Origin of the sequence: Streptomyces sp. NPDC096079, from assembly GCF_040303145.1 — a bacterium.
GTDB lineage: Bacteria > Actinomycetota > Actinomycetes > Streptomycetales > Streptomycetaceae > Streptomyces.
Window position 1 is genome coordinate 202,158 of the sequence record NZ_JBEOST010000002.1, and the last position, 13,878, is coordinate 216,035.

Below are 13,878 nucleotides of genomic sequence, written 5' to 3' on the forward strand. Positions count from 1 at the left end.
CGCTGACCGCACGGTCGCCCAAGCGAAAAGCGCCCCGCCACCGATCCCCCCACGGGTCGGCGAGCGGGGCGCTTTCCATGTCCCGGTGCGGATTCCCCCCACGGGATCCTGGCCGGGCGTCTGGTGCGCGGGTCTGCCGGGGGCACGTACGGGAGGGCCGCTCAAAGCTCCCCGGTGCACGTGCCCCGGCCGCGCTTGCCTGGGACGTCCCCCAAGACATCCCATGAACGTCCCCCAAGACGTTCTTGGCATCGCCCACTTAGACTCGCGAACAGCCCAGATGGTTACCCCCCAATATCTGTGATCTAGATCTCTTTGTGAAGGTCCTGTGCGTCACGCGTAAGTGAATTCACGTGAACCGCCGCAGACGAAGGCTGTTGGATACGACGAAGACGGACGAAAAGGCCATGGCCAGGCCCGCGATCATCGGGTTGAGCAGTCCGGCCGCCGCGAGGGGGAGCGCGGCGACGTTGTAGCCGAAGGCCCAGACGAGGTTCCCCCGGATCGTCGCCAGGGTCCGCCGGGCCAGCCGGATGGCGTCCGCCGCGACCCGCAGGTCGCCCCGGACCAGGGTCAGGTCGCTCGCCTCGATGGCCGCGTCGGTGCCCGTCCCCATGGCGAGCCCGAGGTCGGCACCGGCGAGCGCGGCGGCGTCGTTCACCCCGTCGCCCACCATCGCGACCGTACGGCCTTCGGCCCGGAGCCGGCGGACCACCTCGGCCTTCTCCTCGGGCAGCACCTCCGCGATCACCTCGTCGATGCCCACCTCGGCCGCCACGGCCTCCGCCACCGCCCGGTGGTCGCCCGTGAGCAGGACCGGCCGCAGGCCCAGGGCGCGCAGCCGGGCGACCGCCTCGGCGCTGGTGTCCTTGACGGTGTCGGCGACGGTCAGGGTGCCCCGGGCGACCCCGTCCCAGGCGACGTGGACGGCGCCGGGCTCGGTCGTCGCGGGCGCCTCGACGCCCTCGGCCGCCAGGAGGGCGGCGCGTCCGACGAGGACGAGCCGGCCGTCGACGGAGCCGCGCACGCCGAGCCCGGGGACGTTCTCGAAGGTCTTCGGCGTGGGCAGCTCCCCGCAGCGCTCCGCGGCTCCGGCGGCGATCGCGCGGGCGACCGGGTGCTCGGAGGAGTGCTCCAGGGCGCCCGCGAGCCGCAGCAGCTCGGTCTCGTCGGCGGAGTCCGTCCCGTACCGCCCGCCGTGCAGGTGCACGCCCGTCAGCCGCATCCGGCCGGTGGTGACGGTGCCGGTCTTGTCGAGGACGACGGTGTCGACGCGGCGGGTGGACTCCAGGACCTCGGGGCCCTTGATGAGGATGCCGAGCTGGGCGCCGCGGCCGGTGCCGACCATGAGGGCGGTCGGGGTCGCGAGGCCGAGGGCGCAGGGGCAGGCGATGATCAGGACGGCGACGGCGGCCGTGAAGGAGGCGGTGACGTCGTCGGTCGCGAGGAGCCAGGTGACGAGGGTGCCGAGGGCGATGAGGAGCACCACGGGGACGAAGACGGCGGAGATCCGGTCGGCGAGCCGCTGCACCTCGGCCTTGCCGCTCTGCGCGTCCTCGACGAGCTTCGCGATCCGGGCGAGCCGGGTGTCCGCGCCGACGCGGGTGGCCTCGACGACGAGCCGGCCGGAGACGTTGAGGCAGCCGCCGGTGACGGCGGAGCCGGGCGTGACGTCCAGGGGCAGCGACTCGCCGGTGAGCAGGGAGGCGTCGACGGCGGAGGCGCCCTCGGCGACGGTGCCGTCGGTGGCGATCTTCTCCCCGGGGCGCACGACGAAGCGGTCTCCGGTGCGGAGCTCGCCGACCGGGACGCGCACCTCCCGGCCGTCCCTGAGCACGGCCACGTCCTTGGCGCCGAGGTCCATCAGGGCGCGCAGGGCGGCGCCCGCCTTCCGCTTGGCGCGGGCCTCCAGATAGCGGCCGAGGAGGATGAAGGTGACGACCCCGGCGGCGACCTCCAGGTAGATCGAGGAGGAGGCGTGGGCGCGGTCGGCGGTGAGGTCGAAGCCGTGGCGCATGCCGGGCATGCCGGCGTCGCCGAGGAAGAGGGCCCAGAGGGACCAGCCGTAGGCGGCGAGGGTGCCGACCGAGACGAGCGTGTCCATGGTGGCGGCGCCGTGCCGGAGGTTGGTCCAGGCGGCCCGGTGGAAGGGCAGGCCGCCCCAGACGACGACGGGGGAGGCGAGGGTGAGCGAGAGCCACTGCCAGTTGTCGAACTGGAGCGAGGGGACCATGGCGAGCAGGACGACCGGCGCGGACAGCAGCGCGGAGACCGTGAGCCGCTGCCGGAGGGAGGCGAGTTCGGGGTCCTCCGCCGCCTCTTCCTCCTGCTCCGGCGCCGGTGGCAGGGGTACGTCCGCGGTGTAGCCCGTCTTCACGACGGTGGCGATCAGCGCGTCGACGTCGACGTCCGGCGCGTGCTCGACGTGCGCCTTCTCCGTGGCGTAGTTGACGGTGGCGGTGACGCCGTCCATCCGGTTGAGCTTCTTCTCGACGCGGGCGGCGCAGGAGGCGCAGGTCATCCCGCCGATCGTCAGCTCGGTGACCGTGGTGCTTGGCATGGGGTTTCCCAACGGGAGCAGGGCCGTACCAGGCAACGGTACGGCCCTGCGCGGCTTGTCCGGGAGGCGGTCAGACCAGCTCGTAGCCGGCCTCGTCCACGGCGGCGGCGACGGCCTCGCGGTCGAGGGGGGCGTCGGAGACGACGGTGACCTCGCCGGTCTTGGCGACGGCCGTGACCGCGGAGACGCCGGGGAGCTCGGAGATCTCGCTCGACACCGCGCCCTCGCAGTGGCCGCAGGTCATGCCCTTGACCTGGTAGACGGTGGTGAGTTCGGTCTTCGTCTCTGCGGACATGGCGCTCTCCTCCTGGGGGTTCAGGGTCGTACGGTATCGAGATTATACCCCTGGGGGGTATTAATCCAGTCGCCCCTCCGTCGCGTGCGACCCGGCGTCCCGCCAGGTCCCATGGTAAATACCCGATATGTCACATTCGGGGAGCACGCTCATCCTGATCATGGCGATCGCCGTCCTGGCGCCGCTGCTGGCCTACGGGGTGGGGCGCAGGCTCCCCGTGCCCCTCGTCATCTTCGAGATCCTGCTCGGCATCCTCATCGGCCCCGACGTCCTGGACTGGGCCCACCCGGACGCGCTGATCGACGGACTCTCCCAGCTCGGCCTGACCATGCTGATCTTCCTCGCCGGGTACGAGATCGAGTTCGGCAAGGTCCGCGGCGACACCCTCAGGCGCTCCGTGTGGGCCTGGGTCATCGCCCTCGCCCTGGGACTCGCCACCGGCGTCCTGCTCGGCGGCGGCTACACCAAGGGCGTCTTCATCGGCGTCGCCCTGACCAGCACCGCCCTCGGCACGGTCCTGCCGGTGCTGCGGGACGCCGGAGACCTCCACGGGCGGTTCGGCTCGGTCGTCATGGCCTTCGGCGCGGTCGGCGAGTTCGGCCCCATCATCGCCATGGCGCTGCTGCTCAGCGGGCGGGGCGCCGCCGAATCCACCGCCCTCCTCGCCGTCTTCGCCGCGCTCACGGCGGCGGCCGTCCTCTGGGCGCTGCGGCCCCGCCCGCCCTGGTTCTCGAACGTCATCGCCAAGACCCTGCACAGCAGCGGGCAGTTCGCGGTCCGCTTCGTCTTCCTGCTGCTCGCCCTGATGCTCGGCGCGTCGACGGCGCTCGGCCTCGACGTGCTGCTCGGCGCCTTCGCGGCCGGGCTCATCACCCGGCTCGTGCTGACCGGGGCCGCGCCCGACTCGGGACCGGAGATCCTGGAGAAGGTCGAGGGCGTGGGCTTCGGCTTCCTGGTCCCGGTCTTCTTCGTCGTCACCGGGATCGAGTTCGACCTCGACTCGCTCCTCGGCGGCGGCAGGACCCTGCTCCTGCTGCCGGTCTTCCTGCTGCTCTTCCTGGTCGTGCGCGGCGGGCCGATCTGGTTCCTGGCCCCGCGCGACCTCGACCGCCGGGACCGGGGCGGGCTCGTCCTCTACGGCTCCACGGCGCTGCCGCTCGTGGTCGCGATCACCACCATCGGCGTGGACGACAAGGAGATGACGGCCGGCGAGGCGGCCGCGCTCGTCGGGGCCGGCATGCTCTCCGTGCTGGTCTTCCCGCTGCTGGCCCTGAAGCTGCGGGCGCGGGCGGGCGAGAAGGCGCTGCCCGCGGAGTCGGTCGGCCGCTCGGAGTCGTGGTGACCGCTCCTCCCGGTCAGCGGGGGGACTCGACCAGCGGGGAGAGGTAGCGGAGGAGGACCGTCTTCAGTTCGGCGATCGTCGCGTCGCGCTCGGGCCCCTCGGGCGCGGCCAGGACGAGACCGAGTCCGCCCTTGAAGATCGCGAAGGTCATGTCGGCGATCCTGGCGCGCTCCTCCGGGGTCAGCTCCGGGGCGAAGTGCGCGATCACGTCCCGCACCGAGTTGAGCAGGTTGGCGTGCAGGGCGTCGTGCTCCTCGGCGATCCTGCCGGGCACCTCGGAGCCGTGCATGAGGGCGAGGAAGACGGGGTTCTCGCAGTTGAACGCGATCATCGGGTCGACCACGACGTCCAGCATCTCGGGCAGCGGCAGGGTCAGGTTCGCCGGGGTGAACGCCTGGCCGTGGGCCTCCCGCATCTCGCTCAGGAGGCGCTCGCCGAGCTCGATCGCGATGGCCTCCTTGTTCGGGAAGTACTGGTAGAGCGTGCCGGGCGAGACGCTCGCCTCCCGGGCGATCGCGTTGGTGCTGGTCGCCGTGTACCCGTACGCGCAGAAGACGTTCGCGGCGGCCTGGAGCAGCTGCGCGATGCGGCGCTCGCCGCGTGCCTGGCGCCGGCGCGGCTTCGGTTCTTCGGACATGACTGTCCCCAGGTCTCCTCAACACGTTTGACAAACACGAGAGGTCGCTCGCATTCTTAGAAAACGCGAGTGATCACTCGTGTTTGCCAGTCTATGGCAATGGGCGGCCCCTGCGACCTGCCGGGAAGCGCGTGCAGGGGCCACGGTGAAGGGGACACCGCGTCATGTCCGAAGTCAAGAAAGCCGTCTCCGGTGCGGGGCGCGGCGGGGGATGGACGCGGTTCGTGACCGCCAGGCCACGCCTCACCCTCCTGGTGGCCCTGGTGCTCACCGCCCTCGCCGTCCTCGCCGGCGGCGGTGTCGCGGACCGCATGGGCAGCGGCGGCTGGGAGGACCCGGCCGCCGAGTCCACGTACGCCACCGAGGCCCTGGAGCACCGGTTCCCCGGCTCCCAGCCGAACGTGCTGCTGCTCGTCGACGCCGGTGCCGCCGGGGTCGACGCCCCTGCCGTCGCCGCCGAGGCCCGGCGGCTCGCCGAGCGGCTCGACGCCGAGCCCGGCGTCGACGGCGTCGGCTCCTACTGGTCCACCGGCTCGCCCGCCCTCCGCTCCGAGGACGGCCGCCAGGCCGTGATCGCCGCCCGGATCGCCGGCGAGGAGAAGGACGCCGCCGCCGTCCTCGACCGGATCGCCCCCGCCTACGAGGGCACCCACGGCCCCGTCGAGGTCTCCCTCGGCGGCGGGCTCGCCGTCCGCCACGAGATGCAGACGGTCATCCAGGAGGACCTGCTGCGGGCCGAGCTCATCGCCCTGCCCCTCACCCTCGTCCTGCTCGTCATGGTCTTCGGCAGCGCCGTCGCCGCCCTCCTGCCGCTCGGCGTCGGCATCGTCGCCATCCTCGGCACCAACGCCGTCCTGCGCGGCATCACCGAGTTCACCGACGTCTCCGTCTTCGCGCAGAACCTGACGACCGCCCTCGGGCTCGGACTCGCCATCGACTACGCCCTGTTCGTCGTCCGCCGCTACCGCGAGGAGCTCGCGGCCGGCGCCGACACGTACACCGCCGTCCGCACGACGCTGCGCACCGCCGGGCGGACCGTGCTCTTCTCCGCCCTGACCGTCGCCGTCTCGCTCGCCGCGATGCTCGTCTTCCCGCAGTACTTCCTGCGCTCCTTCGCGTACGCCGGGATCGCGGTCGTCCTGCTCGCCGCCACCGCCGCGCTCACCCTGCTCCCGGCCGCCCTCGTGCTGCTCGGCGACCGGGTCAACGCCCTCGACCTGCGGCGCCTCCTGCGCCGGGGCCGGACCGCCGCGCAGGACACGGCCGGCGCGGGCCGGGACGAAGGCGCCGGGGCGGGCTGGGGCAGGGCCGCCGCCCTCGTGATGCGCCGGGCGCCCGTCTTCGCGATCGTCACCACCGCCGGGCTCGTCCTCCTCGGACTGCCCTTCCTCGGCGTGAAGTTCGGCACCGCGGACGACCGCCAGCTCCCCGTCACCGCCTCCTCCCGCGTCGTCCAGGACCAGCTGCGGGACGGCTTCCCGGGGAACCCGGGCGGCGGCCTCACCGTCCTCGCCGAGGGGACGGCCACGCCCGCGCAGTACGCCGGATACCGCGACCGCATCGCCGCCCTCGACGGCGTCGGCCGGGCCGAGGGACCCGTCACCGACGGCAGCGGCTCCGCCTACTTCACCGTGGTCCCCGAGGGCGAGACCGTCGGCGCCGGCGCCCAGCGGGTCGTCGGGGAACTGCGCGCCGCGGAGGCCCCGTTCGCGACCTCCGTCACCGGACCGGCCGCCGTCCTCGTCGACTCCAAGGACGCCATCGGCGACCGCCTGCCCTGGGCGGCCGGGATCATCGTCCTCGTCACCCTGCTCCTCGTCTTCCTGCTCACCGGCAGCCTCGTCGTCCCCGTCCAGGCCGTCCTCCTCAACGCCCTGAGCCTCACCGCGATGTTCGGCGCCGTCGTCTGGGTCTTCCAGGAGGGACACCTCGCCGGACTCCTCGGCTTCACCTCCACCGGGGACATCGAGACCACGCTGCCCGTCCTCATGTTCTGCGTCGCCTTCGGACTCTCCATGGACTACGGGGTGTTCCTGCTCTCCCGCATCAAGGAGGAGTACGACGCCACCGGCGACCACGAGCACTCCGTCCGCTTCGGGCTGCGCCACACCGGCGGTCTGATCACCGCCGCCGCCGTGATCCTCGCCGTCGTCATGGTCGCCATCGGCACCTCCCGCGTGACCAACACCAAGATGCTCGGACTCGGCGTCGCCCTCGCCGTCCTCATGGACGCGATGGTCGTCCGCAGCCTGCTCGTCCCCTCCGTGATGAAGCTGACCGGCCGCCTCACCTGGTGGGCCCCGGCCCCGCTGCGCCGCTTCCACGACCGCTTCGGCATCAGTGAGACGGACGGGCACAACCTTTCGCCGGACCCGGATGTCGAAGAGGTGTCCGGGAGGTGGAGGGAAACCACCTCGTTGCGCGGTTGAGTAGGCATCCCGGAGGGATCCATGGCACGCACGCGTACGGCTCTGGCCCTGGCGACGGCACTCGTCGCCGGCATCGGCCCGCTGGCGCCGGGGGGAGCGGCCGCGGCCACTCCGCCCGCCGCGCCGGCCACGACGGCCGAGGTGGGGACCGTCGTCCAGGAGGGGGGCAGGCTGACGGTCCCGGCGGGCACGGAAGGGCCCGTGACGCTGCGACTCGAGGTCACCCTGCCGGCCGGGGTGACCGGCCCGGTGCGCGCCGCCCTCGCCCTCCCCGTGACGGCGTTCCCGCCGGCCGGCCCCAGCCCGCTCCGGCTGGCAGCGGCGCTGCACTCCACCTGCGCGGTGAACGGCGGGGCGTTCGCGGCCTGCGCCTGGGACTCGCCGTGGGTCGACGGCGAGGACTATCCGCACCCGGTACGGCTCAAGCTGCCCGTCGCACAGGCCGGGTCCACCCTGACGTACGCGGTGACGATCGACACCTCCTCGGACCAGGCGTGGGTCGGATCCCTCGACGCGCCCGTGGAACTGGCCGACTCCACGGGCGCGGTGGTCGCCCGGGGCGAGGCCGGACTCGACTTCGTCCTCGGCACCCCCGAGCCGAACCTCGTCGGCGCCCTGCACGCCCGCGACAAGGACGGGGTGCTCTGGCGGTACGAGGGCACGAGCCGGCCCGACAAGCCGTTCAAGCCGCGCCGGAAGGTGGGCGGCGGATGGAACGTCTACACCGCCGTCGTCCCGGTCTCCGCCACGATGTCGAACGGCGTGGGCGACCTGGTCGCCCGGGACAGGGCCGGTGTCCTCTGGTACTACAAGGGAACCGGCAACCCGGCCGCCCCCTTCGCGCCCCGCACGAAGGTCGGCGCCGGCTGGAACATCTACACCGCGCTCGCCGGGCGCCTCGGCGGCTCCCTGGTGGCCCGCGACCGGGACGGCGTCCTGTGGGTCTACGAGAGGAACTACGGCAGCGCCGCGCCGTTCCGCCCGCGGGTCCGGGTGGGCGCCGGCTGGAACGTCTACAACAGCCTCAAGGGGTACGCCGGCGGGCCCCTCGCCCGGGACGCCGCCGGCGTGCTGTGGAAGTACGACGAGACCGGCAGCGCGGGCGACCCCGAGGGCTACCCCTTCCGGCAGCGGCTGCGGATCGGCGCCGGCTGGAACGCGTACACGGCCGTCGCCGGCACCGGCGACCTCGGCCGCCGCGACTACCCCGACGTCGTCGCCCGGGACGGCGCCGGCCGCCTCTGGCTGTACCAGGGCGTCATCAAGGCCGGCGCCCTCGTGCCCGGCCCCACCCGCACGTACGTCGGCCCCGGCTGGAACGTCTACGACCTGATCTTCTGATCCGCATCGTCTGATCCGCCCCGGGACTCCCCCCACGGAGGGACGCCGGGCCCCGGAACGCTCCGGGGCCCGGCGTCGTCGGCGGCCGGCGCGCCGCGGGTTCAGTCGCGGCGGGCCCGGTTGCCCGGGCGGCCGGCGACCCAGGCGTGGATCGTCTCCGCGTACCAGAAGGGCTTGCCCGACTCCACGTGGTCCGGCGCCGGAAGAAGCCCGTGCTTCCGGTAGGAGCGGACCGTGTCGGGCTGCACCTTGATGTGTGCGGCGATGTCCTTGTACGACCAGAGCCTGCTGTTCGTCATGCCGGGTACCTCCCTGCGCGCCGCGCAGCGGCGGCGGGGGTGCCGTTCGGGGGCGCTGCGGGCGGGCGGTTGATCAGCCTGTGCCCGGTGCAACGCCCCTTCCGACAGGAGGAGAGCGGCTGTCGAACGCCTGTGACGCAAAGCCCGCGTAACAGAGACAAGCGTGACGGAAACGGCACAGGAGCCCACCGGAGTGTCCGCGTGCGTCACCGCTGGTCAGAGCGGTATGCGCCGCTCACACCCCGCACGAGCGGAGGAAGCGCCGGGTGCGCAGCGCGATCGGGTACGGGACGTCCGGCGCGCACGGGTACATGTCCTGCTCCACGATCGCGAACAGGTCCACGTCCAGGGCCGAGGCGGCGGCGAGCACCGGTTCCAGCGCGGGCACCCCGGACGGCGGCTCGCACATCACCCCCCGGGCCACGGCCGGACCGAACGGCACCCCCTCGGCGACCACCCCGGCCAGGACGTCCGGGTCGACCTGCTTGAGGTGGAGGTAGCCGATCCGCTCCCCGTACGTCTCGATCAGCTTGACGCTGTCCCCGCCGGCGTACGCGTAGTGCCCGGTGTCCAGACACAGCGCGACCGCGTCCGGGTCGGTGGCGTCGAGGAAGCGGGTCACGCTGTCCTCGCCGTCGATGTGGGTGTCGGCGTGCGGATGGACCACGATCCGCAGCCCGTACCGCTCGCGCACCTCCCGGCCCAGACGCTCCGTCAGCCGGGTCAGGTCCCGCCACTGCCCGGCGGTGAGCGCGGGCTCCTCCAGGACCTCGCCCGTCCTGTCGTCCCGCCAGAAGGCGGGGATGACGACCAGGTGCTCCGCGCCCACGGCCTGGGCGAGCGCGGCGTTCTCCGCGACGTGCGCCCAGGTCCGGTCCCAGACGGCCGGGCCGTGGTGCAGACCGGTGAAGACGGTCCCCGCCGAGACCCGCAGGCCGCGCCGGGCGGTCTCCTCCGCGAGGACGGCCGGATCGGTGGGCAGATAGCCGTACGGACCGAGCTCGATCCAGGTGTAGCCCGCGCCGGACACCTCGTCGAGGAAGCGCTGCCACGGCACCTGCCGGGGATCGTCGGGGAACCACACCCCCCACGAGTCGGGGGCCGATCCGACACGGATCCGGGACGCTGGCGACGGCTGCGGCGACGGCTTCGTCATGACTGCCACCTTGGCCGCGGCCCGAGAGGACCGTCAAGCGGTCCGGCCGTCCGGAGTCGTCCGAATGTCCGGACATATCGTTGACACGCCTCCGGGCGGACGACTAGACCTGAGGACGGAACCGAGGGCGGCCCGACCGAGAGGTGGCGCGTGGAGACGGAGCCGTACGACCTGATCGCCATGGGGCGCCTCGGCGTGGACCTGTACCCGCTCCAGACCGGGGTCGGACTCGACCGGGTCGAGACCTTCCGCAAGTTCCTCGGCGGTTCCGCGGCCAACGTGGCCGTCGCCGCCGCCCGGCTCGACCGCCGCACCGCGCTCGTCTCCCGCACCGGAGCCGACCCCTTCGGCACCTATCTGCGCCGCGAGCTCAAGGGCTTCGGCGTGGACGACCGCTGGGTGACCGAGGCCGACGCGCTGCCCACCCCCGTCACCTTCTGCGCGCTCTTCCCGCCCGACGACTTCCCGCTGTACTTCTACCGCCGCCCCCGGGCCCCCGACCTGGAGATCCGGCCCGAGGAGCTGGACCTCGACGAGATCCGCGCCGCCCGGGTCTTCTGGGCCACCGGCACCGGCCTGTGCGCCGAACCCAGCCGCAGCGCGACCCTGGAGGCCCTGCGGGCCAGGTCCGGCCGGGACACGACGGTCCTCGACCTGGACTGGCGGCCGATGTTCTGGACCGACCCGGCGGCGGCCCGCCCCTACTACGCCGAGGCGCTGCGGCACGCGACCGTCGCCGTCGGCAACCTCGACGAGTGCGAGGTGGCCACCGGGGAACGGGAGCCCGAGGCCGCCGCCCGCGCCCTCCTCGCGGCCGGCGCGGTCCGGCTCGCCGTCGTCAAGCAGGGCCCCGCGGGCGTCCTCGCGCTCGCCGCCGACGGCACCCGCGCCGAGGTGCCGCCGCTGCCCGTCGAGGTCGTCAACGGGCTCGGCGCGGGCGACGCGTTCGGCGGCGCCCTCGTCCACGGACTCCTCGCCGGACACGACCTCGACACGGTCCTGCGCCAGGCCAACGCCGCCGGGGCGATCGTCGCCGGCCGTCTCGCCTGCTCCTCCGCCATGCCGGACGCCACGGAGATCGCCGAAGCCCTCGCGACGGGCAGCGGCACCCTGCCGGAACCGGGGTAGGGATCAGCCCATGGACCAGCACCGATCCGACTCCCTCCACCTCCCCGCGGGGACCGCCGCCCTCGGGCCCTACGCCGTCGACATCGACCCCGGACGGGCCGGATGGACGTACTCCGCCCTCAGGGTCCTCACCCTCGGACCGGGGGAGAACCACTCCTTCGAGAGCGGGGATTCCGAATGGGTCGTGCTTCCCCTCTCCGGTGCCTGTAGCGTGCGCGTCGACGGCGAGATCCTCGAACTCCTGGGCCGCGCGAGCGTGTTCGAAGGGGTGACCGACTTCGCCTACGTACCGCGCGACGCCCACGCCCAGATCGCCTCCGGCGCGGGGGGCCGCTTCGCTTTGGCAGGAGCGAAGTGCGAGCGACGACTCCCCGCCCGCTACGGCCCCGCGCCGGAGGTTCCCGTCGAGACCCGCGGCGGCGGCAACCGCACGCGGCGCGTGCGGAACTTCGCCTCGGCGGACGCCTTCGCCTGCGACCGGCTGATCGCCGTCGAGGTCGTCACGCCCGGCGGGAACTGGTCCTCCTACCCGCCGCACAAGCACGACGAGCACCGCCCGGGCGCCGAGTCCGTCCTGGAGGAGATCTACTACTACGAGATCGACGGCCCCCACGGCCTCGCCTACCAGCGGATCTCGCCCTCCCGTCCCGGCGGCGCCGCGCTCCTCGCCGAGGTCGGGGACGGCGACGCCGTCCTCGTCCCCGACGGCTGGCACGGCCCCTCGATCGCCCAGCCGGGACACGACCTCTACTACCTCAACGTCATGGCGGGCCCGGGACCCGAGCGGGAGTGGAAGATCTGCTTCCACCCGGACCACACGGAGGGATACGCATGAGGCTCACCGTCGCGCAGGCCCTCGTCCGCTTCCTCGCCGCCCAGCACACCGAGCGCGACGGCGAGCGACAGCGGCTGATCACCGCCACCTGGGGCATCTTCGGGCACGGGAACGTCGCCGGGATCGGACAGGCCCTCGTCGAGGAGCGGGGCATGCCCTTCCACCAGGGCCGCAACGAACAGGCCATGGTGCACGCCGCCGTCGGCTACGCCCGCCAGCGCAACCGGCTCTCCGCGCACGCCGTCACCACCTCCATCGGCCCCGGCGCCACCAACCTCGTCACCGGAGCCGCCCTCGCCACGATCAACCACCTCCCGGTGCTGCTCCTGCCCGGCGACACCTTCGCGGCCCGCCCCGCCGACCCCGTCCTCCAGCAGCTCCAGGCGCCGTCCGCGGGGGACGTGTCCGTCAACGACTGCCTCCGCCCGGTGTCCCGGTACTTCGACCGGGTCACCCGCCCCGAGGCCCTGATCCCGGCCGCCCTCGCCGCCGTCCGCGTCCTCGCCGACCCCGCCGAGACCGGCGCCGTGACCCTCGCGCTGCCCCAGGACGTCCAGGCCGAGGCGTACGACTGGCCCGAGGAGTTCTTCGCCGAGCGGACCTGGCACGTCCGCCGCCCCCGCCCCGACGCCGCCGAACTCGACGCCGCCGTCCGGGCCGTGCGGGCCGCGGAACGCCCGCTGGTCATCGCGGGCGGCGGGGTGCGGCACAGCCGCGCCGAGGACGCGCTGCGCGAGCTGGCCGAGCGCACCGGCCTGCCCGTCGCGAGCACCCAGGCCGGCAAGGGCGTCCTCCCGTACGACCACCCCTGCGACGTCGGAGGCATCGGGCACACCGGCACCGACACCGCCAACACGCTCGCGCGCACCAGCGACCTGATCATCGGCGTCGGCACCCGCCACACCGACTTCACCACCGCGTCCGGCACCCTCTTCCGACCCGACACGCCCGTCCTGAACCTCAACATCACCGGCTTCGACGCCCACAAGCAGGCCGCGCTGCCCCTCGTCGCCGACGCCCGCGAGGGCCTGACCGCCCTCACCGAGGCGCTCGGCGGCCACCGGCGGACCACGGCCGACTGGTCCCGCGCGAAGGCCGCGTGGCAGGAGCGGACCGACGCCGCGTACGCCGCCCCCGACGAGGACGCCCGCCCCACCCAGACCCAGGTGCTCGGCGCACTCGACACTCTGGTGGACGGGAGCGACATCCTGATCAACGCCGCCGGCTCGCTCCCCGGCGACCTCCACAAGCTGTGGCGGACCCGCTCCCGCGACCAGTACCACGTCGAGTACGGCTACTCCTGCATGGGCTACGAGATCCCCGCCGCCCTCGGCGTCCTCCTCGCGGAGCCCGGCCGGCCCGTCTGGGCGCTCGTCGGCGACGGTACGTATCTGATGAATCCCACCGAGATCGTCACCGCCGTCCAGGAACGGCTGCCCCTGAAACTGGTGATCCTGCAGAACCACGGGTACGCCTCCATCGGAGGGCTCTCCGAAGCCGTCGGCGCCGAGCGGTACGGCACCGACTACCGCCACCGGGCGGCGGACGGCAGCTTCACCGGGCCGCCGCTCCCCGTCGACCTCGGCGCCAACGCCGCCTCCCTCGGGATGCGGGTGCTGCGCCCCCGTACCATCCGTGACCTGCGAGAAGCCCTCGCGGACGCGCGCGGGGCCACCGATCCCACATGTGTCTACGTCGAGACCGAAACGGCAGACAGTGTGTCGGGCCCGCCCCCGGCCCAGGCGTGGTGGGATGTGCCCGTGGCCGAGACGTCGACCCGCCCGTCGGCGGCGAAGGCCCGCGAGGAGTACGACCGGCACGTCACCGCCCGACGCCGCCATCTCTGAAGGAGTAAC

The 13,878-nt window shown here is 73.4% G+C and carries 11 protein-coding genes; 6 read left to right on the forward strand and 5 right to left on the reverse strand.

Annotated features, from left to right (window positions below):
• Window positions 1-349 precede the first annotated feature (349 nt).
• Window positions 350-2,560, reverse strand: coding sequence for a heavy metal translocating P-type ATPase (locus ABTY59_RS04910; RefSeq protein ID WP_352017485.1), 2,211 nt, complete (start codon window positions 2,558-2,560; stop codon window positions 350-352).
• A 70-nt stretch (window positions 2,561-2,630) separates the two neighbouring features.
• Window positions 2,631-2,855, reverse strand: a complete 225-nt coding sequence (locus ABTY59_RS04915; protein WP_352017486.1) for a heavy-metal-associated domain-containing protein — start codon at window positions 2,853-2,855, stop codon at window positions 2,631-2,633.
• A gap of 127 nt (window positions 2,856-2,982) precedes the next feature.
• On the opposite strand from ABTY59_RS04915, the gene ABTY59_RS04920 reads away from it, so the two are divergent.
• Window positions 2,983-4,197, forward strand: a complete 1,215-nt coding sequence (locus ABTY59_RS04920) for a cation:proton antiporter (protein ID WP_352017487.1) — start codon at window positions 2,983-2,985, stop codon at window positions 4,195-4,197.
• Between the two features lie 13 nt (window positions 4,198-4,210).
• Here ABTY59_RS04920 and ABTY59_RS04925 read toward each other — a convergent pair whose 3' ends face one another.
• Window positions 4,211-4,834 (reverse strand): TetR/AcrR family transcriptional regulator, encoded by a 624-nt coding sequence (locus ABTY59_RS04925; RefSeq protein WP_352017488.1) that lies wholly within the window; start codon window positions 4,832-4,834, stop codon window positions 4,211-4,213.
• 164 nt (window positions 4,835-4,998) lie between these two features.
• On the opposite strand from ABTY59_RS04925, the gene ABTY59_RS04930 reads away from it, so the two are divergent.
• Together ABTY59_RS04930 and ABTY59_RS04935 are read left to right on the forward strand one after the other, a co-directional pair.
• Entirely contained in the window at window positions 4,999-7,263 is a 2,265-nt protein-coding gene (locus ABTY59_RS04930) for an MMPL family transporter (protein ID WP_352017489.1), read from the forward strand.
• A 21-nt stretch (window positions 7,264-7,284) separates the two neighbouring features.
• Window positions 7,285-8,604 carry a hypothetical protein gene (locus tag ABTY59_RS04935; protein ID WP_352017490.1) on the forward strand — a complete coding sequence of 440 codons (1,320 nt, stop codon included), beginning with the start codon at window positions 7,285-7,287 and terminating at the stop codon, window positions 8,602-8,604.
• Between the two features lie 101 nt (window positions 8,605-8,705).
• Here the strand turns inward: ABTY59_RS04935 and ABTY59_RS04940 are convergent, their stop codons facing one another.
• Window positions 8,706-8,903, reverse strand: coding sequence for a helix-turn-helix transcriptional regulator (locus ABTY59_RS04940; protein WP_352017491.1), 198 nt, complete (start codon window positions 8,901-8,903; stop codon window positions 8,706-8,708).
• A gap of 235 nt (window positions 8,904-9,138) precedes the next feature.
• Window positions 9,139-10,059, reverse strand: coding sequence for a sugar phosphate isomerase/epimerase family protein (locus ABTY59_RS04945; protein ID WP_352017492.1), 921 nt, complete (start codon window positions 10,057-10,059; stop codon window positions 9,139-9,141).
• 180 nt (window positions 10,060-10,239) lie between these two features.
• On the opposite strand from ABTY59_RS04945, the gene iolC reads away from it, so the two are divergent.
• From iolC to iolD, 3 genes are read left to right on the forward strand one after another with little or no spacing between them, the layout of a single operon-like run.
• On the forward strand, window positions 10,240-11,187 hold the full coding sequence (gene iolC, locus ABTY59_RS04950; protein WP_352017916.1) for a 5-dehydro-2-deoxygluconokinase: 948 nt from the start codon (window positions 10,240-10,242) through the stop codon (window positions 11,185-11,187).
• Between the two features lie 10 nt (window positions 11,188-11,197).
• The gene (gene iolB / locus ABTY59_RS04955; RefSeq protein ID WP_352017493.1) at window positions 11,198-12,022 is read left to right on the forward strand and encodes a 5-deoxy-glucuronate isomerase; all 825 of its coding nucleotides are present in this window, start codon (window positions 11,198-11,200) and stop codon (window positions 12,020-12,022) included.
• Window positions 12,019-13,869: a 3D-(3,5/4)-trihydroxycyclohexane-1,2-dione acylhydrolase (decyclizing) gene (gene iolD, locus ABTY59_RS04960; RefSeq protein WP_352017494.1), complete on the forward strand. Its 1,851-nt coding sequence runs from the start codon at window positions 12,019-12,021 to the stop codon at window positions 13,867-13,869. The genes iolB and iolD overlap by 4 nt, the downstream gene beginning before the upstream one ends.
• The last annotated feature ends 9 nt before the right edge of the window (window positions 13,870-13,878 follow it).

Coding starts and splice junctions, on each gene's coding strand:
- ABTY59_RS04910 (WP_352017485.1), bottom strand. CDS start 2,560: ATGCCAAGCACCACGGTCACCGAGCTGACGATCGGCGGGATGACCTGC.
- ABTY59_RS04915 (WP_352017486.1), bottom strand. CDS start 2,855: ATGTCCGCAGAGACGAAGACCGAACTCACCACCGTCTACCAGGTCAAG.
- ABTY59_RS04920 (WP_352017487.1), top strand. CDS start 2,983: ATGTCACATTCGGGGAGCACGCTCATCCTGATCATGGCGATCGCCGTC.
- ABTY59_RS04925 (WP_352017488.1), bottom strand. CDS start 4,834: ATGTCCGAAGAACCGAAGCCGCGCCGGCGCCAGGCACGCGGCGAGCGC.
- ABTY59_RS04930 (WP_352017489.1), top strand. CDS start 4,999: ATGTCCGAAGTCAAGAAAGCCGTCTCCGGTGCGGGGCGCGGCGGGGGA.
- ABTY59_RS04935 (WP_352017490.1), top strand. CDS start 7,285: ATGGCACGCACGCGTACGGCTCTGGCCCTGGCGACGGCACTCGTCGCC.
- ABTY59_RS04940 (WP_352017491.1), bottom strand. CDS start 8,903: ATGACGAACAGCAGGCTCTGGTCGTACAAGGACATCGCCGCACACATC.
- ABTY59_RS04945 (WP_352017492.1), bottom strand. CDS start 10,059: ATGACGAAGCCGTCGCCGCAGCCGTCGCCAGCGTCCCGGATCCGTGTC.
- iolC (WP_352017916.1), top strand. CDS start 10,240: ATGGGGCGCCTCGGCGTGGACCTGTACCCGCTCCAGACCGGGGTCGGA.
- iolB (WP_352017493.1), top strand. CDS start 11,198: ATGGACCAGCACCGATCCGACTCCCTCCACCTCCCCGCGGGGACCGCC.
- iolD (WP_352017494.1), top strand. CDS start 12,019: ATGAGGCTCACCGTCGCGCAGGCCCTCGTCCGCTTCCTCGCCGCCCAG.